The following is a 20,490-nucleotide window of genomic DNA, read 5'->3' as shown; positions in this document are numbered from 1 at the left end:
GACGACTGCTGGTAATTTTCCACCATGTGGCAACAGGTGGAACTGGCCCTCGATCTGCCGCCCCAGGTGGCGAACGCGGGTGTGGGCGTGCACGGGGCGGCGGGGCCGCACGAGGTCTTCCGGCTGCCGCGACTGTGGCAGCTCCACCTGTACAGCTACTCCGGCACCCTGGAGTTCGGCGGGGTGGCGCACCCGATCCGGCCCGGCCATCTGAGCCTGGTGCCGCCGGACACGGAGGTCCACTTCCACTACGACGCCCCGCGCTGCGAGCACCTCTACGCCCACTTCCGGCTGCCCGGCAGCGGAGAGCGGCGCCGGCTACCGGCGATGCAGGACACCGGCGCGGACGCGGCCGTGCTGAGCGGGCTGCTGCGCCAGACGGTGGCGGCGAGCACCCAGTCCCCGCTGCGCGCCTCGGCGGAGCTGTGGACGGTGCTGTGGCGCACGACCACCCTGACCGGCTCCGCGGACAACAGCCCGAGCCCGCGCCACCCCGCGCTGCGCACGGCCATGGCCCATATCGAGGAACACCTGGCCGGACCCCTGACCATCCCGGCCGTCGCCCGCGCCGCGGGTGTCTCGCACACCCATCTGACCCGTCTCTTCCGCGAGGACACCGGGTACACGGTCGTCGGCTACATCAGACACCGCCGCATGGAGCGCGCCCGGCACCTCCTGAACGCCTCGACCCTCGCGATCCCGGCCATCGCGGCCGCCGTCGGCATCGCCGACCTCCAGGCGTTCAACAAGACGTGCCGCAAGGAACTGGGCGCCTCACCCCGCGCGGTGCGCCAGGCGGCGAGCGGGTGAGCGCCCGGCACCTCTAGCCGGTCCGCGTGAAGGTGCCCAGCCCCTGGGCGTCGAGGTACTCGACGGTGAAGGACTTCTTGCCCGGATCGAAGGACACCCCGGTCCGGCCGACCGCGTTCTCGCCGGCCGTCTCGAAGCTGAAGGTGTCACCGTCGTAGTGCGTGAGCCGGTACGACTGGGGCTCCGGACCCAGGCGCAGGGTCAGGTGGCCCTTGGCGTCGGCGACGACCTGCGCCCGCCCGTAGTAGTCGCTCTCGTACGTGCCGGTGTAGGTGTCGGCCGCCTTCGCGGGCGCGGCACCCGAGGGCGGGTGGGCGTAGTCGGTCTTCGACCGGCCCTCGTCCGCCTGCTGCTGGTAGAGCCCGTCCACCAGGGGGATCCAGTCGCGGCTGACCTTGCCTGTCTCCGCGATGTCGAAGAAGTCGAGGGCCACGGCGTCGGCGACCCCGGCCGGCGAGGAGTTGGTGAGGACGACGATGCCGAGGTCCTCGCCGGGCAGCATGGTGACGTTGGTGTGCGCGCCCAGCGCGAACGCTCCGGTGTGGGAGAGCTTGAGCCGGCCCGCGTCGTCGTAACTCACGTTCCAGCCGAGGCCGTAGAAGCCGGTCCGGCCGGCCGCCGCGTGGGGCGGGTTGGAGACCGCCTCGGGCCAGTGGGTGCGTTCCAGGGCCTTGGCGTCGATGACCTGCTTGCCGTCCAGCTTGCCGTCGCCCAGCTGGAGCCGCAGCCACCTCGCCATGTCCCGGGCGCTGGAGCTGACGCCGCCGGCCGGGGACTGCGCGTCCGGGTCCCGCACGGACTCGGCCTTCCACTCGCCGTCGGCAGTCTTGACATGGCCCCAGGCCCGGTCGGCGGACTTCGCGTAGTCCTCGAACAGGGAACTGGTGGAGTTCATGCCGGCCGGCTTGTAGAGGGTGTCCTCGGCGAGCTTCTCCCAGGACACGCCCTTCTCGTCGGCGACGGCCTGGGCTGCGGCCGTCAGCCCGAAGTTGGTGTAGGCGTAGCTCGCGCGGAACGGGGTCAGCGGCTCGTAGCGCAGGTGGGAAAGGATGTACTCGCGGTCGTAGCCGAGGTCCTCCAGGAGGTCCCCGGCGTGGTCGGGAAGGCCGCTGCGGTGCGAGAAGAGGTCGGCGACCGTCACATGGGAGGTGACCCACGGGTCCTTCAGACGGAAATCCGGCACGTTCGGGGCGACGGGCTGGGTCCAGCCCTCCACGCCCACCGCTCCGGCGACGACGGTGGAGGCGATCGGCTTCGAGACGGACGCCAGTTGGAAGACGGTGTCGGCGTCCACGGCGGCCTTCTCACCGGCCTTGCGGACCCCGTAGCCCTTGAGATGGACCACCTTGCCGTCATGCACCACGGCGACCGCCACGCCGGGGGTCCCGGTGCGTTTCATGGCCGACTTGACCACACCGTCCAGCTGGTCGACGGCCCGCTGGACCTCCGCGTCGTCGAGCTGGGGCGGGGGCTGTGGAGGGGGCGGCGAGGGCCCTGGTGAAGCGGCGCCCAGCAGCGCCGACAGTCCGGCCGCGGCGATCCACCCAAGAGTGCTCACCCCTCCATTGAAAGACCCCCGCCGCCGTATGTCGCGCGGAGGTGTTTCAGCCGAAGTCGGGGATCGGGTGGTCCGGGGCCAGGGCGGCGGTGATGCGCTGGGCGATCGTGTGGGCGCTGTGGCCGTCCGCCGCCTTGCGGCCCTGGGTGGTGGACACGGCGATCGCCAGCCGCTCGGAGGGGAGGTAGTCCATGGAGGCGGAGTAGCCGAAGAACAGCGGGTGTTGGGAGATCCAGTCGCCCAGGACCAGCACACCCATGCCGTAGTGGGTGGCCGCGGTGTTCGCGATGCAGACCGTGGCCGGGCACGTGCGGGTGGCGTGGCCCAGACCGACCGTCCCCGGGTTCAGCAGCTCCTTGTACGAGGCGCGGGAGAGCAGCTCGCCCGCGCCGATGGCGGCGGCCGAGCGGGCCAGGTCACAGATGTCGGTGGTCTGGACCGCGCCGGGCGCGGTGGTCCAGGAGGGGTTCCAGAACGTGGACTCCTCATACGTCCCCCGGTCGTCGGTGAACGCGTGCAGGACCGGCGTCGGGATGTCGGGCGTGAAGCTGTTGCGGGTCTCGTGCAGGTTCAGCGGACCCATGACCTCCCGCTGGAGCAGGACGTCCAGCCGGGTGCCGGTGATCTTCTCGAGGGCGGCGCCGAGGAGGACGAAGTTGGCGTGCGAGTAACTCCAGTTGGTGCCCGGCTCGTACCACCGCGGCTCGCTCGTGGAGAGGGCCACCACTTCCTTGGCCGTCCACTGCCGGAACGGGTCGGCGACGACGGCCTTCTGGAACGCGGGGAGGCGGACGTAGTCGACGAGACCGGTGGTGGAGGCGGCCAGCATGCGCAGCGTGATCTTCTCGCCGTGCGAGAGGTCGGGGAGCCAGCGCTTGACGGGGTCGTCGAGACCGACCACTCCCTGGTCCACCAGCCGCAGCAGGGCCGTGCCCAGGTAGCTGATGGCGATGTTGCCGTTGCGGAAGTGCATGGCGGGATCGGCCGGGACCCCCGTCATCGACCTGCCGAGCGCGGTCGTGACGACGTCGTGGCCGTCGACGGTGACCCGGACGATCACGGACTTCAGGTCCATCTCGGCCTTGGCCCGCTCGGCGATCCGCACGATGTCGCGGGCCGGTCCGTGATCCGGGGACTGGGACCTCGTACACGGCCGGTGGTGGCCGTTTCCGCCCGCCGTCGCCGGGGTGCCGAGGGCGAGGAGCGTGAGGAGTGCGGTGACGGCCGTGGCGGCGAGGCGGGACCGTGAGGGGCGGTGCGTGGGGCTCATGGCGGAGGCGATCCTCTCTACTTCGGGGGAATCGGACGGGCGTACACGTGGTCCGGCGTCACGATCTCGGTGATCGCCCGGGCGAGCAGCGTGGACGGCTCCTGGCCCTCGGAGAAGATGTCCGTGTTGATCATCAGCACCAGGGTGGCCTTCTTCGAGGGCAGATAGACGGTGACCGTCTCGTAGCCGGGGATGGACCCGTTGTGCCCGATCCAGCCGCCGCTCTCGAAGATGCCCAGGCCGTACTTGGTGCCGGGGAAGCCGGTGGGGAGCATCGTGAGCCGCTCCGCCTGGGTCTCGGGCCGCAGCAGCGTGCCGGTGGCGACGATCTTCGCCCAGCGCCGCAGGTCGCGCAGATCGGAGATCATCGCCCCCGCAGCCCAGGCCCAGCTGGGGTTCCAGTCCGTGCTGTCGGCGACCTCACCGGTCAGCGTCTGGTTGGTGTACCCGCGCGGGTGCGGCCGGGGGAACTCGAAGTCCCGCGGGAGCAGCGTGTGATGCAGCCGGGCGGGCCGCAGCACCCGCTCGTCGAGGAAGTCGGTGAGGGAGCGCCCGCTGACCTTCTCGACCACGAGACCGAGCAGTACGAGGTTGGTGTTGGAGTACTCGAACTTCGCGCCCGGCGCGAAGGTGTTCTTGTGCTTGAAGCCGTACGCCAGGACCTCCCGCGGGGTGAAGGACCGTGCCGGGTCGCTGAGCAGGTCGTGCTGGAAGTCCGCGTCGGCCGTGTAGGGGTAGAGGCCGCTGCGCATCTCGGCGAGGTGGCGCAGCGTGATCCGATGCCCGTTGGGCACGCCGTGGATGTACCGGGAGATCGGGTCGTCGAGCCTGATCAGGCCGTCGTCGACGAGTTCGAGCAGCGCGGTGACCGTGAACGTCTTGGTCTCGCTGCCGATCCGGACGAACACGTCCGAGGTCATCGGCCGGCCGGTGGCCTTGTCGGCGACACCGGTGGCGCGGACGTAGCTGCCCTTGCCCGGCATCCACAGCCCCGCGACGACACCGGGGATTCCGGCCTCCCGGCGGACCTTCTCGATGGCTGTGTCCAGCCGCGAGACCAGCTTCGGATCGAGCTCGTGCCGGGGACAGTCGTCCTCACCGACGCTCGTGCGAGGCGGCTGGGCGGCGGTGGCGGGGGCCGCCGCCAGCGGGGTCAGCAGGGACGCCACGAGCAGCGCTGCGGCGAGGACACTGCGGGTGGGGATACGTCGTCTCACGTCTCGGTGCCTCTTCCAGGTCTGGGGGAGGCAGTCACGTCACCATCCGGGCCGTGAGCGCGCGTTCGTCGTACGGGCTCCGGTCGTACGAGTCCACCCGTTCGCGTCGTACGAATCGCTCTGACGTACCTATCGCCTCGGGGCGCGCCATCGTGTGAGCTGCTGACTGTCTGATGACCGTCTGCTGACTTTCTGGTGAGAGGGAGAGGCGAGTGAGGATCGTCGTGACGGGGGCGTCCGGGTTCGTGGGACGCCTGCTGGTGAGGGAACTCCTGCGCGCGCGGACATTCGCCGGCGCACCGGTCACCCGGCTGGTGCTGGTCGATCGCCAGGCTCCACCCGATGACGGGCAGCCCGCGGACCCGCTCACGCGCGTGGTCGACGGCGACCTGGTCGCGTGCCTGGACGAGGTGTTCGCCGAGCCGGTGGACGTGGTGTTCCATCTCGCCGCGGCCGTGTCCGCCGAGTGCGAGGCCGACTTCGACCTCGGGATGCGCGTCAACGTGGACGCCACGCGCGCGCTCCTCGAAGCGGCGCGGGCGCAGTCGGCGACCGGCGGGCCCACGGTACGGGTGGTCTTCACCAGCAGCATCGCCGTCTACGGCCGGCCGTCGGCGGGGGACCCCTCGCCGACGGTCAGCGAGACGACGCTGCCCACCCCGCGATCGAGCTACGGCACACAGAAGCTGATGTGCGAGCACCTCATCGCGGACATGACCCGCCGCGGCTACGTCGACGGACGCGTGGCCCGGCTGATGACGGTGGCGGTACGACCGGGGAGGCCCAACGCGGCCGCGTCCGGCTTCGTCTCCGCGATCATCCGCGAGCCCCTCGCCGGACGGCCCACCGTCTGCCCGGTCGCCCCGGACATGCGGCTCGCCCTGGCCTCCCCGCGGACCACGGTCCAGGCCCTGCTGCGCATCGCGGAAGCCGGGCACGGCGGCGGACCCGGACAGGTCCAGGGACCGACGCCGGTCAACGTGCCCGCGCTCACCGTCTCGGTCGCCGGCATGCTCGACACACTGCGGCGGCTGGCCGGCGCCCGGACCGCGGACCTGGTGTCCCTCGCCCCCGACCCGGCGGTGGAGACCGTCGTGGGCTCCTGGCCCGCGGACTTCGACAACAGCCGCGCCGCACACCTCGGCCTGCTGCCCGACCCGAGCTTCGAGGCGGTCGTACGGGACTACGCCACCGACCACCCCGAGGCGCTCACGGACCCTCTCCGCCCACGACAACTCGGGTGAAGGGAAAGCCCGTTGCCGCCGCGGTGCAGTGGACGACATGCGAGGCTTTCGCCGTGTTGATCGTGATGGCGGGGCTGCCCGGTACGGGAAAGAGTTCGGTCGCCGAGGCCCTGGGGCGGGCGTTGGCCGCCCCAGTCGTGTCCGTCGACCCGATCGAGGCGGCGATGTGGCGCGCGGGGGTGGGCCGGGACCAGCCCACCGGCCCGGCCGCGTACGTCGTCGCGGAAGCGGTGGCGGACGGTGTGCTCGCCCTGGACCAGAGCGCGATCGTCGACGCGGTCAACGCCGTGGAGGCGGCGCGGGAACAGTGGCGGTCACTGGGGAAGCGCCGCGGCGTTCCGGTGGTGTTCGTCGAGGTGGTCTGTTCGGATCAGGCCGCGCACCGCCGCCGTTTGGAGAGCCGGTCGCGCGGGATCGAGGGCTTCACCGAGCCGACGTGGGAGGCGGTGCGGCGGCTTCGCGAGGAGTTCGCGCCATGGGCCGACCACCGGCTGGTGCTGGACACGACCACCGATCTGCCGTCGAACGTCGCGACGGCCCTGGGGTTCCTGTCCGCGGCGAGGAAGGGCCGGTAGCCGCACGGGGTCGACGTCCCTGACCGGAGACCGGCGCCGGTCAGACGGACGACAGCCATGCCTGGGTGGCGTCGGGATGGTCGAAGCGGAGGGTGTCGAGCGGGGCGAAACGGGGGTCGCGGACCCGGCGCTCGATCTCCCGGCGCCGGGGGCCGTGTTGGGACCACGCCCACCAGGCCGGATGCTCCCGGCTCAGCCAGCCCCGCCACGTCTCCCGGTTGCCACCGAAGAGCGCCTCGCGGGTGACGCTGCGCCGAAAGGAGCGGCGCAGGACACGCGGCATGACGACGCGCTTGGGGTAGTCCAGCCAGATCACAGCGTCGGCGCGCTCCCACAGCAGGTCGCGGACTTCCGGGTACCCGAGCGAGTCGACGACCCAGCGGGGCTCGGCGGTGAGCCGCGACACGTCCTCGGTGAGGCTGTCGTTGACGGCCCAGTCGGGGCCGTTGAAGTACAGCGCGTCCATCTCGTGGTACGGCAGGCCCAGCCGACCGCCCAGGGTGCGGGCCAGCGTGGACTTGCCCGCACCGGTGACACCCACCACCAAGATCCGTTCCAAGGGTGCACTCCTTGCACTCGACTGCCGCCGGAACTTTGCCTTCCGTCGAAGACCAGCAGTCTGGCGTAGTGGTCGCCCTGGTCATGGCGGTTCTGCCGGGAACCGCGGCCGCGGCGGCTGGTGGTGAGGAGGGCGGTGGGCCCGGCGGCGTCCGCGTCGTGGCGCAGGAGGAGGTCGGGCCCCGGCTGGTCGACCTGACCGTCTCCTCACCCGCACTGGGACGCCCCGCCAAGGTCCGGCTGCTGACCCCGGAGGACTGGGACGAACGCCGGAAGAACCAGCGGTGGCCGGTGCTGCTCCTGCTTCACGGCTGCTGCGACACGTACGACAGCTGGACCCGCGAGACCGACGTCGCGACCACGCCCCAGCTGCGCGACACCCTGGTCGTCATGCCCGAGGGCGGCGAGTACGGCTGGTACAGCGACTGGTGAAACCACGGCAAGGGCGGCTCCCCGGCCTGGGAGACCTTCCATCTGCGGGAGCTGCTGCCCCTGCTGGAGCACGGCCACGGCGCGGGCCACCGCAGGGTGGTCGCCACGCCGTCGCCGACCGGCTGAAAGCGGCCGGAGTGCGGCTCACCACCGATTTCTACGGTCCCGGCACCCACGACTGGCCCTACTGGGAGCGCGAACTCCACCGCTCCCTGCCCCTGCTGCTGGACGCCCTGCGGCCGGGCCACTGACCGGGGCGCGGGGCCGGCGGGGCCCGTGATGGCCGAATGCCCCCTGTTCACCGGGGGGTGAACGCCCGTACGGTGTGCGGCCTTCGCAGCCTGGGAGGTCTCGTGAACGGTCTCCGTGCGGTCATCGTCTGTCTGCTCATCACGTGCGCGGCCGCCCTGTCGCCGCCCTCGGCATCGGCCGCGCCGCCCACACCGAGTTGGTCGGTGCTCCCGGTACCGGCGGCCGCCCCGCCGGTGACGGTGTCCGATCTCGCCGCCCGCGGGCCGGGCGAGGCGTGGGCGACGGGGTACGAGCACGCCGCCGACGGACCGCGGCCGATGCTGTACCGCTGGGACGGTACGGCGTGGAGCCGGGACACCTCCTTCCCCGGCGCCGACGACCTCGGCCGGCTCGGCAAGGTGCAGTTCGTCGGCGAGGAGGTGTGGATCTTCCACGACCGCGCGGGAGCGGGGGAGATCCTGCGCCGGTCGGCGAACGGCTGGAGCGCCGTCCCGCTGCCGCGAACCCTGTGGACCTACCAGGACTTCACCGCCGTACCGGGCGCCGCGTGGGTGGTGGGCGAGGACGACACCGGCCTGAAGGTGCTGCGCTACGACGGCTCCGGCTGGACCACGCAATCCACCCCGGACGGTGTGCTGTTCCTGATGGGGGTCACCGCGCGGAGCGCCGACGACGCCTGGGCCTGGGCGGACACCAGCACCGGCACCGCCGTCCTGCGCTGGGACGGCACGGTGTGGCGGGACGCGAAGGTGCCGCTGCCCGCCGACAGCAACGTGCACACGATCCTGCTCGAACCGTCCCGCCGGATCACGATCGGCGGCAGCCAGTACACCGACGGCGTGTCCCGCACCTACCTGAGCACCTTCAACGGACATGCCTGGCACACCACTCACCCTCCTCTCGGCGACACCTACACCGAGGGCATGGTGCGCGGCCCCGACGGCGCGCTGTGGCTGCCGACGCGCAGCGACCGCGCGTTCCAGTCCAGGTACGCGCGGGTGGACGGCTCACGCGCCACCTTCTCCTACGGCCCGGAGCGCACCGGTGCGATCGACGTCAGACCGAGTGTCCTCGCGAAGGCCGGCACCGCGCTGCTGTCCTTCGGGACCGCCGAGATCTACGGGTCGAAACCGAACCTGATGAGCGAGCGGCTGGGAGGCTGACCATGACCCGCAGACTTCTCGTCACGGCCCTCGCCGCCGCCCTGACCGCCATGCCGCTCATGACCTCGGCCGCGGCGCGGACCACGTCCTGGCAGCATCTGCCGCTCCCGGCCCAGGTCCGTCCCCAGGCCGCGCTGAACGAGGCCGTGGCGACCGGGCCGGACCGGGCGTGGGCGGTCGGCACCGACGCCGTCGGCCGCGAGGCACCGGGCTTCCCGCTGGTGCTGCGCTGGGACGGCACCGCGTGGCAGCGCCAGAGTCTGCCCGGCACCGGCTGGCAGGGCGAGCTGCTGTCCGTGGCGGCGACCTCGGCGACCACCATTTGGGCGGTCGGCCGTGACGCGGCGGGCGGCGCCCGACTCCTGCGCTCCGACGGAGTCACCTGGAACGAGACCCGGCCGCCGCGCGGCGTCCTGCTGACGGAGGTCGTCGCCGGCGGCGGTGAGACCTGGCTGATCGGTTCGCGCGACGGGGCACAAGCCCTGCTGCGGCGGGACGGGAACGGCTGGCGGGACGTCCCGGTGCCGCCGGGGTCCGTGTACGGCCTGCACATCCTGGCGGCCGACGACGTCTGGGCCGCGGGGGAGACCAGCGCGGGCGCGGCGGTGGCGCACTGGGACGGACAGTCCTGGACGCAGACGATCGTGGACGGATTCCCGCGGTCGGCCGTGGGCAGCGTGCTGGCGGTCTCCCCGACAGAGGTGTGGGCGGGCGGCACCGCCGGGTTCGTCGGCGGCCCGCCGGGGCGGCCGATCCCGCCCCTGCTGGTCCGCTTCGACGGGCAGAGCTGGAGCCACGTGACCGTGCCCACCGACTTCGGCGGCATCACCTCACTCGCGCCCACCGCGTCCGGCGGGCTCGGCTGGATCGCGGTGGCCCGCTCGCAGAAGTGGGGCCCGCCCGGCAGCACTCCGCCGCTCGTCCCCGGACCGGACTTCCTCGCCTGGAACGGTGAGGCGTTCACCGAGTACGAGGAACCCGCGGTGGCCGGGGAGGGCCACTCCAGGACACTGCGGCTGGCGCCGGTGCCGGGCACGGCGCAGGTGTGGTCGGTCGGCCGCGCCGACGGCCCCGAGGGGACCTTCGCCCCGCGCGTCCTGCGCTTCGGCTGAGCGCGGTACGGGTGCGACGAGCCGCCCCCTGCGGCTCGTCGCAGCCGTACCTCGACGGATCGGCTACTCGTCGATCACCGAACCGAAGTGGGCGCCGTGGGCGTTGCCGCCGAGAGCCGCCGCCCCGTAGGACGAGGAGCCGTCGGCGCGCAGCCCGCTCCCGCCGGCGGGCAGCAGCCACACCGCGCCGTCGCCGGCGTTCTCGTCCGGCGCGGCGGCCACGAGTTCGGCGCGGCCGTCACCGTTGGTGTCGACCAGCCGCACCTGGGCGCCCCACGCGTCGCTCGCCTCGGCCGTACCGGGGATGCCGGCGGTGTTCTGGTCGAAGGACTGGGCACCGGTGCCGGTGAGCCCGGCCTTCGAACCGCGCAGCAGCCACACCGCGCCCGCGTCGGCGACCGTGCCCACGTCCTCACCGGGCGCGCCGACCGCCACGTCGGCGCGGCCGTCACCGTCGACGTCCGCCACGGACAGGTCGTTGCCCCAGGCGTCGCCGCGCTCACCCGTGCCGGGTACGCCGGGGGAGTTCTGCGACCACCACTGCGCGCCGCTGTCGGGGCCCTGGGTGCCGGACGGGCCGTCCTCGCCGCCGTAGTACACGCCGACGAGGCCGCCGAGCGCGTTCGCGTCGCCCGTGGACTCGTCCACGGCGCTGAGCTGGCCGACGACCAGGTCGTCGTAGCCGTCGCCGTTGATGTCGCCGGAGGCCGAGCCGAGACCGCCGTGCAGGTCACGCTGGTAGGCGAGGCCCTCGGTGCCGCCGGCGTACAGGGCGGACCAGCCCTTGGTGTAGTCGTCGTCGGGGCTGTAGCCGGAGACGACGAGGTCGGCGAAGCCGTTGTGGTCGTAGTCGCCGGTGGTCAGGTAGGCGCCGTTGAGGGCGTGACCGGTGGAGTGCGGGGTGCCGACCTGGCGCAGGACGCCCGCGTGGTACGTGAAGACGTTCAGGCCCGCCTGGTCGAGGACGGTGAGCTGGTCGCCGTCGATGTCCCCGGTGAAACGTGCGGCGGCCAGGGCCAGGCCGAAGCGGGCGTCGGCGGTCGGCCGGGCGGCGGTGATGCTCGACGTGCGCTCGGTGTCGAGGCCCTGCGCGGAGCCGTACAGGACGGTCACCCGGCCCGCGTCCTCGATCGTGCCCTCGTCCTCGCCGGGAGCGCCGACGACCAGGTCGTCGTAGCCGTCGCCGTCGAGGTCCCCGGTGGCCACGGCCTGCCCGAAGCGGTCGCCGAACTCGGACGTCCCCGGGACGCCCTTGGTCGACTGGCTCACCAGCTGGACGCCGCCCCGGGGCACGGTGTTGTTGGTGCCGATGCCGTTGGGCGCGCCGTACTGCACGGTGACGTACCCGGCGCCTTCCTTGCCGTCGACGGTGCCGTCCGGAGCGCCGATGACGACGTCGTTGTAGCCGTCGCCGTCGAAGTCGCTGTTGCGGTCGGCCGCGGCGGTGCCGCCGGGCACACCCGCGAACGCGCTGGGCGCGGCCACAATGCCGGCGCCGGCCAGCAGCAGGAACGAGGCGGCGGCGACGGCGGCCGAACCCGCGGTACGGCGGCCGGTGCGCAGGGTGAAGCTCATGTCTGTTTCCCCCGTGAAAGGTTGATGGTCAGTCAGTTGGTCGGCTGGTCTGTTCCGACGCAGGGTTCGACACCGGTGTCCCCCGGGCAGTTGTGGTGCCCGGGAGGGCTGTGACACGCCGGTGACATCTGTTGCGGAGCCCCGACACACAGGGTCGTGGTCGGCGAACTTGCGGGACGGGGCGCCTGGTTACTGGTAGCAGGGATTGCCGCACTGCACGGTGAGGACGGTCGTGGGTGTCCCGCTGGTCTCCCAGGGCATGGGCACGGCCATGGCCGGTGCGCCGAGAGCACCCAGTGCGGCAGCTGTCAGGAACACCACGGTCAGCACACGCTTGCGGAGGTTCATGCGTTTCCCCTGTTCTCTCGCCGGTCACCGGGACGTTGGCACAGGTCTTCCGGGCGTTGCCATGCTTTCGACGCTCATCGAATCGTCGCCCCCGTGCCGGCCAGCAGGCTGTGGGCCAGGGGTGTGGCCGAGTGGGCCACGTGTTTTCCGTCGCGGTGGCTGACGACCAGGCCCGCCCCGCGCAGCACACCGATCTGGTAGCTCGCGCTGGCCGGCGCCAGCCCCAGGGAGACCGCCACCTCGGTCGTCGTACGAACGCGATGGCCCGCCACGTCGACGAGGACGGCGGTGCGGGTCCGGCCGAGGAGCCGGTCCAGGCGTTCCCCACCGGTGCGCAGGATCTCGATCGGCTGCTTGGTGACGGGGTAGACGAGGACCGGATCGAGCCCGGGGTCCGCCAGGGCCGTGGGCCTGCGCCAGCAGAAGAAGGAGGGCACGAGCACCAGCCCGCGGCCCTCGAGCCGTAACTCCCGGTCGACGGGATAGTCGACGTCCAGGTACGGCGGGTTCCAGCGGGCGAACGGACGCAGACCGTCGAGGAGCGCGGCGGTTCCGCCGTCCAGCAGCGTTCGTGTGCGCAGGCAGACGTCGTCGCTCACGGCGGACCGTACCTGCTCCCAGTACGGTTCCAGCAGCGTGCGGAACGAGTGCCGCATGACGTCCGCCACGAGCATGAGTGAACCGAAGGTCGGCTCGTACAGGCCTCTCACCCGTCGTGGGAAGCGCGTCGACGCGGCGAGCCTGGTCAGTTCGAGTGCCAGCCGGTCACGCGGTGTGGCCCGGACGGCCTCCAGGCCGGCCTCCAGCCCCTCACCGGTGACCGTGGGCGTGAGGAAGTCGGGGATGTATCCGGAGGTCGGGACGTACGTCCGCAGGATGCGCAGGGCATGCGCGGCCCGGGCGTCCTGGGTCAGCCGCTCGGTGGTCTCTCTGCGCCAGTGTCCGAAGGCCAGTGGTCCTTGGTGGGTCTGCCAGCGGCAGATCGCGCACATCAACTCCCACAGCGGGTCGGGCTGCCGGGCGATCCGCACGTTCTGCAGATCGCTCCAGCCGAAGTGGATGCGAAGCAAGGGCGTTCCTCGAGGGTGTTGGGGGCACCCGATCAGCGAGGTGCTGCTCGGGCCGCCGGACCGGGCTGCGACACCGGCCCCCTTGCCGACCCCTCGGCGGCAAGGGCCGCTCGGGCCCCGGGCCGGCCCGGCGACTGGGTCGATCCTTTCCAGAGCGCCGCGGGACCGGAAGAACGGAAGCGGAGAGGATCGGCTCCCGCTCGATAGACTTCCCTGTATGAGACCTGGTCGTGGGGTTGGTGCCACGCGCGAACCGAGCCTTCACCAACTCCGGCTGCTGCTCGTCCTCGCGGAGGAACTCCACTTCGGGAGAGCCGCCGCACGGGTCTATGTCACCCAGCCCGCGTTCAGTCAGCAGATCAGGTCGCTGGAACAGCGGCTGGGCGTCGAACTCGTCGAACGCGGCGGCCGGGCGGTACGGCTCACCGTCGCCGGCCAGGCTCTCGTCCAGGACGCGAGGGCGGTGGTCGACGCCATGGCCCGGCTGCTCCAGGCCGCCGACGTCCACGCCGGTACGACCCGTGGCCGGCTGCGGATCGGCAGCCTCGGCGCCGAGGCCGCCATGCCCTACGCCCAGGCCATCCTCACCCGACTCCGCGGCTCGCACGCCGACTTGGAGACAGAGGTCCGCAACCTGTCCTTCCTCGACATGTTCAGCAAGCTGAGCACCGGCGAGGTCGACGCGGCCTTCCTCCGCGGCCCGCTGCCCCCGGGCATCCAGTCCCTGCACCTGGCCACCGAGACCCGCGTGGTCTGCCTGCCCGCCGACGACCCACTGGCCGACCGGGACGTGCTCACCCTCGCCCAGCTCGCGGACCGTGTCGTCGTCGACATGCCCCCGGAGGTGCCCCGCTCCTGGTGGGACCACCTCACGGTCAATCCGCGCCCGGACGGTACGCGGGTCCGCTACGGACCGGTCGTCAGGGACACCGAGAGCATGGTCCTCGCCGTCACCCAGCAGCAAGCGATCACCTTCCTGCCCGCCGCGGCCCGCCGCCTGTACCCACGGGCCGGCCTCACCTACGTCGACGTCCCGGAGCTGGGCGTCTCGACCGCCGAACTCGCCTGGCTCCCGGAGAACCGGGACAAGCCCGCCGTGTCCGCGCTGCGCGAAGTGGCCCGCCAGGTCCTGCACGAGGCGCGGACCGCGGAACCGGACACCGCGGACACGGACGTCAAAGCTCCCCCGGTACCCCCTGATCCGGCGTGAGCGGGGCGGCGGGGCCGATCCAGCGGCGGTAGGCCCCCATGTCGACGTTGCCGCCGCACACGATCGTCACCACGTGCCGGCCCGCGAAGCGTGCGCGGTCCTCCAGGATCGCCGCGATGCCGAGCGCGGCCGACGGTTCGACGACGAGACCGGCGTGGTCGAGCAGCAGCCGCATCCCGGTGACGATCGACGGCTCCCGGACCAGGACGGCGTCGTCGGCGACCAGGAGGAGGTCGTCCAGCACGGCGGGGATGGGGAACCGGCCGGCGACCCCGTCGGCGATGGTGTCGGTCGTGTCGGTGGTGACGACGCGCCGGGCCCGCCACGACAGGGTCAGCGCGGGCGCCCCCTGAGGCTGTACACAGATCACCTCGACCCCGGGGGCGAGGGACTTGAGCACATGACCGACGCCGGTGGCCAGCGCCCCGCCGCCGAGCGCGACCAGGACGGCGTCGTACGGCGGGACCGTGGCGGGGCGGTCCACGAGTTCCAGGCCGATGGTCGCCGCGCCCTCGCAGGTCTCGAGGTCGAGACTGTCCTCCAGCAGCCGCACCCCGTCGTGCCGCGCGATGGCCGCCGCCCGCTCACGCGCCGTCTCGTGGTCGCCGTCCACCAACTCCAGCCGGGCGCCCAGCGCGCGGACACGGTCGAGCTTGGCCTCGGTCGCGAAGCGCGACGCCACGACGGTGACGTCGAGGCCACGGCCACGAGCGGACCAGGCGAGGGCCTGGCCGAGGTTGCCCGCGCTGGCGCACACCACGGCCCGTGCCCCGTCCTCGGCGAGCCGGCTCGCGACCAGCTCGGTGCCGCGGCCCTTGAAGCTGCGGACCGGGTTCGCCGTCTCCAGCTTGATGCTCACCGCGCAGCCGAGCTCGGGCTCCAGCGCCTCGCACCGGTACAGCGGGGTGTCGAGGAACACCGGGTCGATCACCTGGCGAGCCGCGCGGATCCGGGCGGTGTCGAGGCGTGTCTGCCGCATGGCGCCCGAGCGTAGCGAGCGGGCGCGCTGTCAGCTGCCGGACCAGGCCTGGGCGACGGCGTAGGTGTCCTCGTAGAGGTGGTATCGGGTGATCCGCCCGTCCCGGACCGTGGTGTGCAGGGCGAACGCGGTGTCGATGTCCCGGCCCGTCTTCCTGACCTCGGAGACCATGCGTCCGGTCAACACCACGTCGTCGCCCTCGGCGATGATCTGACGCAGCTCGAACTCCTTGGCCCGCACATGGGTCTTGAGCAACTCGAAGAACGTCCGCATGCCGTCCGCCGAGTCCACCTCGGGCACCCAGGGGATGCCCGGCGGGTGCGGGATGGAGAACGACACCGAGTCGGCGAACAGCGCCGCGGCCTCCGCGCTCCTGCCTTCGGCGAGCAGCGGGAAAAGGCGTTGCACGGTCTGGGTCGGTGACTCTGCGGCCATGTGTGCCGTCCTCACTGGTCTGTGCTCGTGGGGCCATGGGGCCATGGGGCCTTGGTTTATGGGGCAATGGGTCATGGGACGCCCGCTGCCGTTCCATGAGGCTCCGATCCGGGGCGGGCGGCAAGGGATTCGATCCTGCTCGAATTAGCGGGCGGCCGGCCGGGCCTTCACGGAGGGAGGGCCGGCAGTTCCACGGTGACGCGGATCCCGCCGGCGGCGCGCGGTGTGAGGGTCAGGGTGCCGTCGTGGGCCTCGGTGATGGTCTTGACGATGGCGAGGCCGAGGCCGACGCCCGCGTGGTCGGTGTGGACGCGGTCGGTGCCGCGCCGGAAGGGCTCCGTGAGGGTGGGGACGAGGTCCGGGGCGAGGTACCCACCGCTGTTCTCGACCGTGAGCAGCACCGACGTGGGGCGGACGCCGGTCGTGACCCGTACCGTGCCCCCCTCGGGCAGGTTGTGGACGATCGCGTTGTGCACGAGGTTCGTGGTCAGTTGCAGCAGGAGCGGTCCCGAGCCGGCCGCGGGGGCGATGTCACCGGTCGTCTCGAGGGTGACGCCGCGCTTCTCCGCGAGGGGCAGCAGCGTCTCGGTGGCTTCCTCCGCGATGAGGGACAGGTCGACCCGCTCGCGGGTGAAGGACCGCTGCTCGGCGCGGCTGAGCAGCAGCAGCGCCTCCGTGAGGTCGATCGCCCGGGTGTTGACCGCGTGGAGGCGGTCGATGACCTCGTCGCGGTCGTGGTCCGGGTCGGTGCGGGCCACGTCGAGGAGCGTCTTCGAGATGGCGAGCGGGGTGCGCAGCTCGTGGGAGGCGTTGGCGGCGAATCTCCGCTGCTCGGCGACGTGGGCTTCGAGCCGGGCGAGCATCGTGTCGAAGGCGTCGGCGAGTTCACGGAACTCGTCCTGCGGCCCGGGCAGCCGGATGCGGTGCGCGAGCGATCCCGCCGCGGCCGTGCGGGTGGCGTGGGTGATGCGGTCGAGGGGGGCGAGCATACGGCCGGCGAGGAGCCATCCTCCGACGAGGCCGAAGATCAGGAGGAACCCTATGACCGTGGCGGCCATCGGGGCGAAACCGCGCACGAACGTGGTGCCCGGAGTGGCTCGCCACGCCCCCTTCTCGTTGGTCTGCAGCCACCCCTCCTCCAGGAGGAAGTACCCGATGGCGGCGAGCAGCAGGGCGCCGGCGACCATGAGGAATCCGGCGTAGCTCAGGGTGAGTTTGAGGCGGACGCTCAGCCCGGGCCGCCTATCCACGGTCCTCGCCCTCGATCCGATAGCCGACACCGGGCACGGTGGCGATGACCCACGGCTCGCCGAGCCGCTTGCGCAGCGCCGAGACGGTGATGCGTACCGCGTTGGTGAACGGGTCCGCGTTCTCGTCCCACGCCCGCTCCAGGAGCTCCTCGGCGCTGACCACACCGCCCTCGGCGGCGACGAGGACCTCCAGCACGGCGAACTGCTTCCGGGTCAGGGCGACGAACCGGCCGTCCCGGTAGACCTCCCTGCGGAACGGGTCGAGGCGCAGCCCCGCGATCTCCCGCACGGGCGGCCTGCTGTGGGCGCGTCTGCGGTCGAGTGCCCTGAGGCGGAGCGCGAGTTCGCGGAGTTCGAAGGGTTTCGTGAGGTAGTCGTCGGCGCCGAGTTCGAAGCCGGAGGCCTTGTCGTCGAGGCGGTCGGCCGCGGTGAGCATGAGGATCGGCATACCGCTGCCGGAGGCGACGATGCGCTTGGCGACCTCGTCACCGGACGGTCCGGGGATGTCACGGTCGAGGACGGCGATGTCGTACGCGTTGACACCCAGCAGTTCCAGGGCGGTGTCGCCGTCTCCCGCGATGTCGGCGGCGATCGCTTCGAGGCGCAGTCCGTCGCGGATGGCTTCCGCCATGAAGGGTTCGTCCTCGACGATCAGCACACGCATGCCCTCCAGGCTACGAGCGGACACATATCGTCGGCATATCGAAAACCGCATACGCGTCGGCAACACCGCGCTGCCTTGACTGGCCCTATGAGGCAGAGCGTGGAGACGCGGACCGAGCGGGAACAGGCCGGCGCGGAGCAGACCGGAGGGGAACAGACCGGCGCCGAGCAGGCCGGGGAGAAGGCGGTCGGACGGTGGGGGCCCTGGAAGCGTGGCCCGGTGTTCGCGGTCCTGGCGTTGCTGCTGGGCCTGGTCATGCTGGGCCACGGGCGGATCACGGACCGCGGGAGCCTCGGCAGCCTGGTGGAGACGTTCCTGCCGTGGTGCGGGCTGCTCGTCCCGGTGCTGCTCGCCGGGGCGCTGTGGCGCCGTTCGGCCTCCGCGGTCATCGCGCTGCTGCTGCCGGTGACCGTGTGGCTGAACCTCTACGGCGGGTTGCTCGTCGACAAGTCCCACTCCGGCGCCGATCTCACCCTCGTCAGCCACAACGTCGGCGCCGACAACCCCGACCCGGCCGCGACCGCCCGCGACCTGGCCGCGTCCGGGGCGGACGTGCTGGCGCTGGAGGAGCTGACCGAGCAGGACCGCGGCACGTACGAGAAGGAGCTGGCGACGGCGTACCCCCACCACGCGGTGCGGGGCACGGTCGGCCTGTGGAGCAGGCTGCCCCTGTCCGACACCGGGCCGGTCGACATCAAGCAGGACGCGGGGCCGCTCGGCGAGGCCAAGTCCGCCGACGAGAAGCTGGGCTACAACCGGGCGCTGCGCACCACGGTGACCACCGACCAGGGTCCGCTGACGGTGTACGTGGCCCACCTCGGTTCCGTACGCCTCATGCCCAGGGGAGGCTTCTGGACCGACTCACGGGACCGGGGCGCGCAGGCGCTCGCCGAGGCCGTAGCCGCCGACCGCAGTGAGCGCCTGGTGCTGCTCGGCGACCTGAACGGCACCACCGACGACCGTGCGCTCGCCGGCCTCACCTCGCGGCTCCGCTCGGCCCAGGAGGTGGCCGGGGACGGGTTCGGCTTCAGCTGGCCGGCGAGTTTCCCGGTGGCACGGATCGACCAGATCCTGGTCAGGGGAGTGGAGCCGAAGAGCTCCTGGGTGCTGCCGGCCACCGGCAGCGACCATCTGCCGGTGGCGGCCGGGATCAGCTGGTGAGCGGGGCGCCTCCCGGCGGGCCCGGGTCGTTCGTGGAGGAGACCGGGGCGCGGCGCGGATCTTCGTGGGTTCCGCCAGTACGAGGAGCGGGCGTGATGCGGAAAGACTGACCGTGAGTGGCTGCGCTCACCCTGGCCCTCCGGGCGACGGACGAGTCCGACCGGTCGCCTGTCCACAAGAGCGCGAAGGAGTTCCATGCTCGACGGCTGCACGCCCTGGCCCGAGGTGTTCGTGGACCGCTACCGGGCGGCCGGGCACTGGCGGGGTCATACGCTGGACGACCTGCTGCGCGGCTGGGCCCTGGAGTACGGTCCGCGGACCGCGCTGGTGCAGGGCGACACCCGTCTCACGTACGCGCGACTGAACCGGCGTGTCGATCGCATGGCCGCGGGCTTCCGGCTCCGTGGCCTGCGTCCCGGGCAACGGGTCGTCGTCCGGCTGCCGAACGTCCCCGAGCTCGTCGTCACGGCGTTCGCGCTGATGCGCGCGGGAGCGATTCCCGTGTTCTGTCCGCTGTCGTACCGCGCGGCCCAGGTGGCCCAGGCCGCCCGGATAAGTGAGGCCGTCGGCTATGTCGCTCCCTCGACGTACGAGGGCGTCGACCACCGGGCGACGGCCGCGGACATCGCGGCCCGATGGCCTTTCCTGCGGCGGGTGTTCATCTACGAGGCGCCGGGCACCTCTTCCCCGTACGGCGGACTCGCCACCGACCCGTCGGGCTGCCACTACTTCCCGCTGGGCTCCGTGGACGCCCCACCCGACCGCCCCCTGGCGCGGAGCGCCGACGAGGTGGCCTTCTTCCTTCTCTCAGCCGGGACCGCCGGGACCGCCGGGACCGCCGGGACCGCCGGGACCGCCGGGACCGCCGAGACCACAGGGACCACAGGGACGGCGCCCCGGCTCGTCCCGCGCACCCACGACGACTACGCCTACCAGGTCCGGGCCGCCGCCGAGTCGATCCCGCTCACCGAGCACGACGTGTATCTCGCCGCGCTGCCCGCCGAGTTCACCCTCACCTTCGGCTGCCCCGGCATCCTCGGCACGCTCTCCGTCGGCGGCACCGCCGTCCTGGCCGAGAAGCCAACCCCGGCCGAGTGCTTCGGCCTCATCGCCCGTGAGCGGGTCACCTGCACCTCGGTGGTGACCGAGGTCGCCCGACGCTGGCTGGAGGAACTCCCCGAGAACCAGGCCGACTTGAGCAGCCTGCGACTCATCCAGATGGGCGGCGCGCCGGCGGACCGAGGAACCGCGCGGCAACTGGGCACCGACCTGGCCTGCCGCGTGCAGCAGCTCTACGCCACGCCGGAGGGCCTGCTCATCCTCACCCCGCCCGCCGCCCCGGACGACGCGGCGCTCGCCACCCACGGTCGGCCCCCCTCACCCGACGACGAGATCCGCGTCGTCGACGCCGACGACAACGACGTCCCTCCCGGGACGCCCGGTGAACTCCTCATCCGCGGCCCCCACACCCCGCGCGGCTACTACCGAGCCCCCGACCGCACCACCCACGCCTTCACCCCCGACGGCTACCTCCGCACCGGCACCGTCGCACGCTCCACCGAGACCGGTGCCCTGACGGTGACCGGCCGCCTCGCCGAGGGGTAGCG

General features: G+C 72.2%; 20 protein-coding genes. 9 read left to right on the top strand and 11 right to left on the bottom strand.

What is annotated here, in order from left to right:
* The first annotated feature begins 24 nt into the window (after window positions 1–24).
* On the top strand, window positions 25–810 hold the full coding sequence (locus tag OG885_RS03385) for a helix-turn-helix domain-containing protein (RefSeq protein WP_405725703.1): 786 nt from the start codon (window positions 25–27) through the stop codon (window positions 808–810).
* 13 nt (window positions 811–823) lie between these two features.
* Here OG885_RS03385 and OG885_RS03380 read toward each other — a convergent pair whose 3' ends face one another.
* The 3 genes from OG885_RS03380 to OG885_RS03370 are packed head-to-tail and all read right to left on the bottom strand — an operon-like array spanning window position 824 to window position 4,855.
* A complete protein-coding gene (locus tag OG885_RS03380) occupies window positions 824–2,368 on the bottom strand; it encodes a serine hydrolase (protein WP_405725700.1) in 1,545 nt (514 codons plus the stop codon).
* Window positions 2,369–2,414: 46 nt separating this feature from the next.
* Entirely contained in the window at window positions 2,415–3,638 is a 1,224-nt protein-coding gene (locus OG885_RS03375) for a serine hydrolase domain-containing protein (RefSeq protein WP_405725697.1), read from the bottom strand.
* 17 nt (window positions 3,639–3,655) lie between these two features.
* Window positions 3,656–4,855, bottom strand: a complete 1,200-nt coding sequence (locus OG885_RS03370) for a serine hydrolase domain-containing protein (RefSeq protein ID WP_405725694.1) — start codon at window positions 4,853–4,855, stop codon at window positions 3,656–3,658.
* 212 nt (window positions 4,856–5,067) lie between these two features.
* On the opposite strand from OG885_RS03370, the gene denD reads away from it, so the two are divergent.
* Window positions 5,068–6,099, top strand: a complete 1,032-nt coding sequence (denD, locus tag OG885_RS03365; protein WP_405725691.1) for a D-erythronate dehydrogenase — start codon at window positions 5,068–5,070, stop codon at window positions 6,097–6,099.
* 53 nt (window positions 6,100–6,152) lie between these two features.
* A complete protein-coding gene (locus OG885_RS03360; RefSeq protein ID WP_405725688.1) occupies window positions 6,153–6,674 on the top strand; it encodes an AAA family ATPase in 522 nt (173 codons plus the stop codon).
* A 40-nt stretch (window positions 6,675–6,714) separates the two neighbouring features.
* Here OG885_RS03360 and OG885_RS03355 read toward each other — a convergent pair whose 3' ends face one another.
* On the bottom strand, window positions 6,715–7,233 hold the full coding sequence (locus tag OG885_RS03355) for an adenylate kinase (RefSeq protein ID WP_405725685.1): 519 nt from the start codon (window positions 7,231–7,233) through the stop codon (window positions 6,715–6,717).
* An 11-nt stretch (window positions 7,234–7,244) separates the two neighbouring features.
* Between OG885_RS03355 and OG885_RS03350 the strand changes: the two genes are divergently transcribed.
* The 3 genes from OG885_RS03350 to OG885_RS03340 all read left to right on the top strand — a co-directional run bounded on the left by OG885_RS03350 (window position 7,245) and on the right by OG885_RS03340 (window position 10,191).
* Entirely contained in the window at window positions 7,245–7,664 is a 420-nt protein-coding gene (locus tag OG885_RS03350; RefSeq protein ID WP_405725682.1) for an alpha/beta hydrolase-fold protein, read from the top strand.
* A gap of 353 nt (window positions 7,665–8,017) precedes the next feature.
* Entirely contained in the window at window positions 8,018–9,079 is a 1,062-nt protein-coding gene (locus OG885_RS03345) for a hypothetical protein (RefSeq protein WP_405725679.1), read from the top strand.
* 2 nt (window positions 9,080–9,081) lie between these two features.
* Entirely contained in the window at window positions 9,082–10,191 is a 1,110-nt protein-coding gene (locus tag OG885_RS03340; protein WP_405725676.1) for a hypothetical protein, read from the top strand.
* Between the two features lie 63 nt (window positions 10,192–10,254).
* On the opposite strand, the gene OG885_RS03335 is transcribed toward OG885_RS03340, so the two are convergent.
* The 3 genes from OG885_RS03335 to OG885_RS03325 all read right to left on the bottom strand — a co-directional run bounded on the left by OG885_RS03335 (window position 10,255) and on the right by OG885_RS03325 (window position 13,184).
* Complete coding sequence (locus OG885_RS03335; protein ID WP_405725673.1) at window positions 10,255–11,766, bottom strand: FG-GAP repeat protein; 1,512 nt, start codon at window positions 11,764–11,766, stop codon at window positions 10,255–10,257.
* 189 nt (window positions 11,767–11,955) lie between these two features.
* Window positions 11,956–12,114 carry a hypothetical protein gene (locus tag OG885_RS03330; RefSeq protein WP_405725670.1) on the bottom strand — a complete coding sequence of 53 codons (159 nt, stop codon included), beginning with the start codon at window positions 12,112–12,114 and terminating at the stop codon, window positions 11,956–11,958.
* A 74-nt stretch (window positions 12,115–12,188) separates the two neighbouring features.
* Window positions 12,189–13,184: a transcriptional regulator gene (locus OG885_RS03325; RefSeq protein WP_405725667.1), complete on the bottom strand. Its 996-nt coding sequence runs from the start codon at window positions 13,182–13,184 to the stop codon at window positions 12,189–12,191.
* Between the two features lie 217 nt (window positions 13,185–13,401).
* Here OG885_RS03325 and OG885_RS03320 point away from each other — a divergent pair, with 217 nt between their 5' ends.
* The gene (locus OG885_RS03320; protein WP_405725664.1) at window positions 13,402–14,394 is read left to right on the top strand and encodes a LysR family transcriptional regulator; all 993 of its coding nucleotides are present in this window, start codon (window positions 13,402–13,404) and stop codon (window positions 14,392–14,394) included.
* Here the strand turns inward: OG885_RS03320 and OG885_RS03315 are convergent.
* From OG885_RS03315 to vanR-Sc, 4 genes are all read right to left on the bottom strand, one after another.
* The gene (locus OG885_RS03315) at window positions 14,360–15,373 is read right to left on the bottom strand and encodes a threonine/serine dehydratase (protein WP_405725661.1); all 1,014 of its coding nucleotides are present in this window, start codon (window positions 15,371–15,373) and stop codon (window positions 14,360–14,362) included. The two genes, OG885_RS03320 and OG885_RS03315, sit on opposite strands and share 35 nt — an antisense overlap.
* A gap of 30 nt (window positions 15,374–15,403) precedes the next feature.
* Entirely contained in the window at window positions 15,404–15,808 is a 405-nt protein-coding gene (locus OG885_RS03310; RefSeq protein WP_405725658.1) for a nuclear transport factor 2 family protein, read from the bottom strand.
* Window positions 15,809–15,975: 167 nt separating this feature from the next.
* Entirely contained in the window at window positions 15,976–17,058 is a 1,083-nt protein-coding gene (locus tag OG885_RS03305) for a sensor histidine kinase (RefSeq protein ID WP_405725655.1), read from the bottom strand.
* On the bottom strand, window positions 17,051–17,722 hold the full coding sequence (gene vanR-Sc, locus OG885_RS03300) for a VanSc-type vancomycin resistance response regulator transcription factor VanR (protein ID WP_399964070.1): 672 nt from the start codon (window positions 17,720–17,722) through the stop codon (window positions 17,051–17,053). The genes OG885_RS03305 and vanR-Sc overlap by 8 nt, the downstream gene beginning before the upstream one ends.
* An 87-nt stretch (window positions 17,723–17,809) precedes the next feature.
* On the opposite strand from vanR-Sc, the gene OG885_RS03295 reads away from it, so the two are divergent.
* Together OG885_RS03295 and OG885_RS03290 are read left to right on the top strand one after the other, a co-directional pair.
* The gene (locus OG885_RS03295; protein WP_405725651.1) at window positions 17,810–18,883 is read left to right on the top strand and encodes an endonuclease/exonuclease/phosphatase family protein; all 1,074 of its coding nucleotides are present in this window, start codon (window positions 17,810–17,812) and stop codon (window positions 18,881–18,883) included.
* A gap of 195 nt (window positions 18,884–19,078) precedes the next feature.
* On the top strand, window positions 19,079–20,488 hold the full coding sequence (locus OG885_RS03290) for an AMP-binding protein (protein WP_405725648.1): 1,410 nt from the start codon (window positions 19,079–19,081) through the stop codon (window positions 20,486–20,488).
* Window positions 20,489–20,490: the final 2 nt, after the last annotated feature.

The sequence above is a fragment of the Streptomyces sp. NBC_00028 genome (assembly GCF_045041065.1).
In the GTDB taxonomy this organism is placed as follows: domain Bacteria; phylum Actinomycetota; class Actinomycetes; order Streptomycetales; family Streptomycetaceae; genus Streptomyces.
Note: the sequence above shows the minus strand (reverse complement) of the source record. Positions and strands in the feature narration are given on the sequence as shown.

Bases quoted from the DNA above. Each gene is read 5' to 3' on its own strand.
- OG885_RS03385 (WP_405725703.1), top strand. From the start codon at position 25: ATGTGGCAACAGGTGGAACTGGCCCTCGATCTGCCGCCCCAGGTGGCG.
- OG885_RS03375 (WP_405725697.1), bottom strand. From the start codon at position 3,638: ATGAGCCCCACGCACCGCCCCTCACGGTCCCGCCTCGCCGCCACGGCC.
- OG885_RS03340 (WP_405725676.1), top strand. From the start codon at position 9,082: ATGACCCGCAGACTTCTCGTCACGGCCCTCGCCGCCGCCCTGACCGCC.
- OG885_RS03335 (WP_405725673.1), bottom strand. From the start codon at position 11,766: ATGAGCTTCACCCTGCGCACCGGCCGCCGTACCGCGGGTTCGGCCGCC.
- OG885_RS03330 (WP_405725670.1), bottom strand. From the start codon at position 12,114: ATGAACCTCCGCAAGCGTGTGCTGACCGTGGTGTTCCTGACAGCTGCC.
- OG885_RS03320 (WP_405725664.1), top strand. From the start codon at position 13,402: ATGAGACCTGGTCGTGGGGTTGGTGCCACGCGCGAACCGAGCCTTCAC.
- OG885_RS03315 (WP_405725661.1), bottom strand. From the start codon at position 15,373: ATGCGGCAGACACGCCTCGACACCGCCCGGATCCGCGCGGCTCGCCAG.
- OG885_RS03310 (WP_405725658.1), bottom strand. From the start codon at position 15,808: ATGGCCGCAGAGTCACCGACCCAGACCGTGCAACGCCTTTTCCCGCTG.
- vanR-Sc (WP_399964070.1), bottom strand. From the start codon at position 17,722: ATGCGTGTGCTGATCGTCGAGGACGAACCCTTCATGGCGGAAGCCATC.
- OG885_RS03295 (WP_405725651.1), top strand. From the start codon at position 17,810: ATGAGGCAGAGCGTGGAGACGCGGACCGAGCGGGAACAGGCCGGCGCG.
- OG885_RS03290 (WP_405725648.1), top strand. From the start codon at position 19,079: ATGCTCGACGGCTGCACGCCCTGGCCCGAGGTGTTCGTGGACCGCTAC.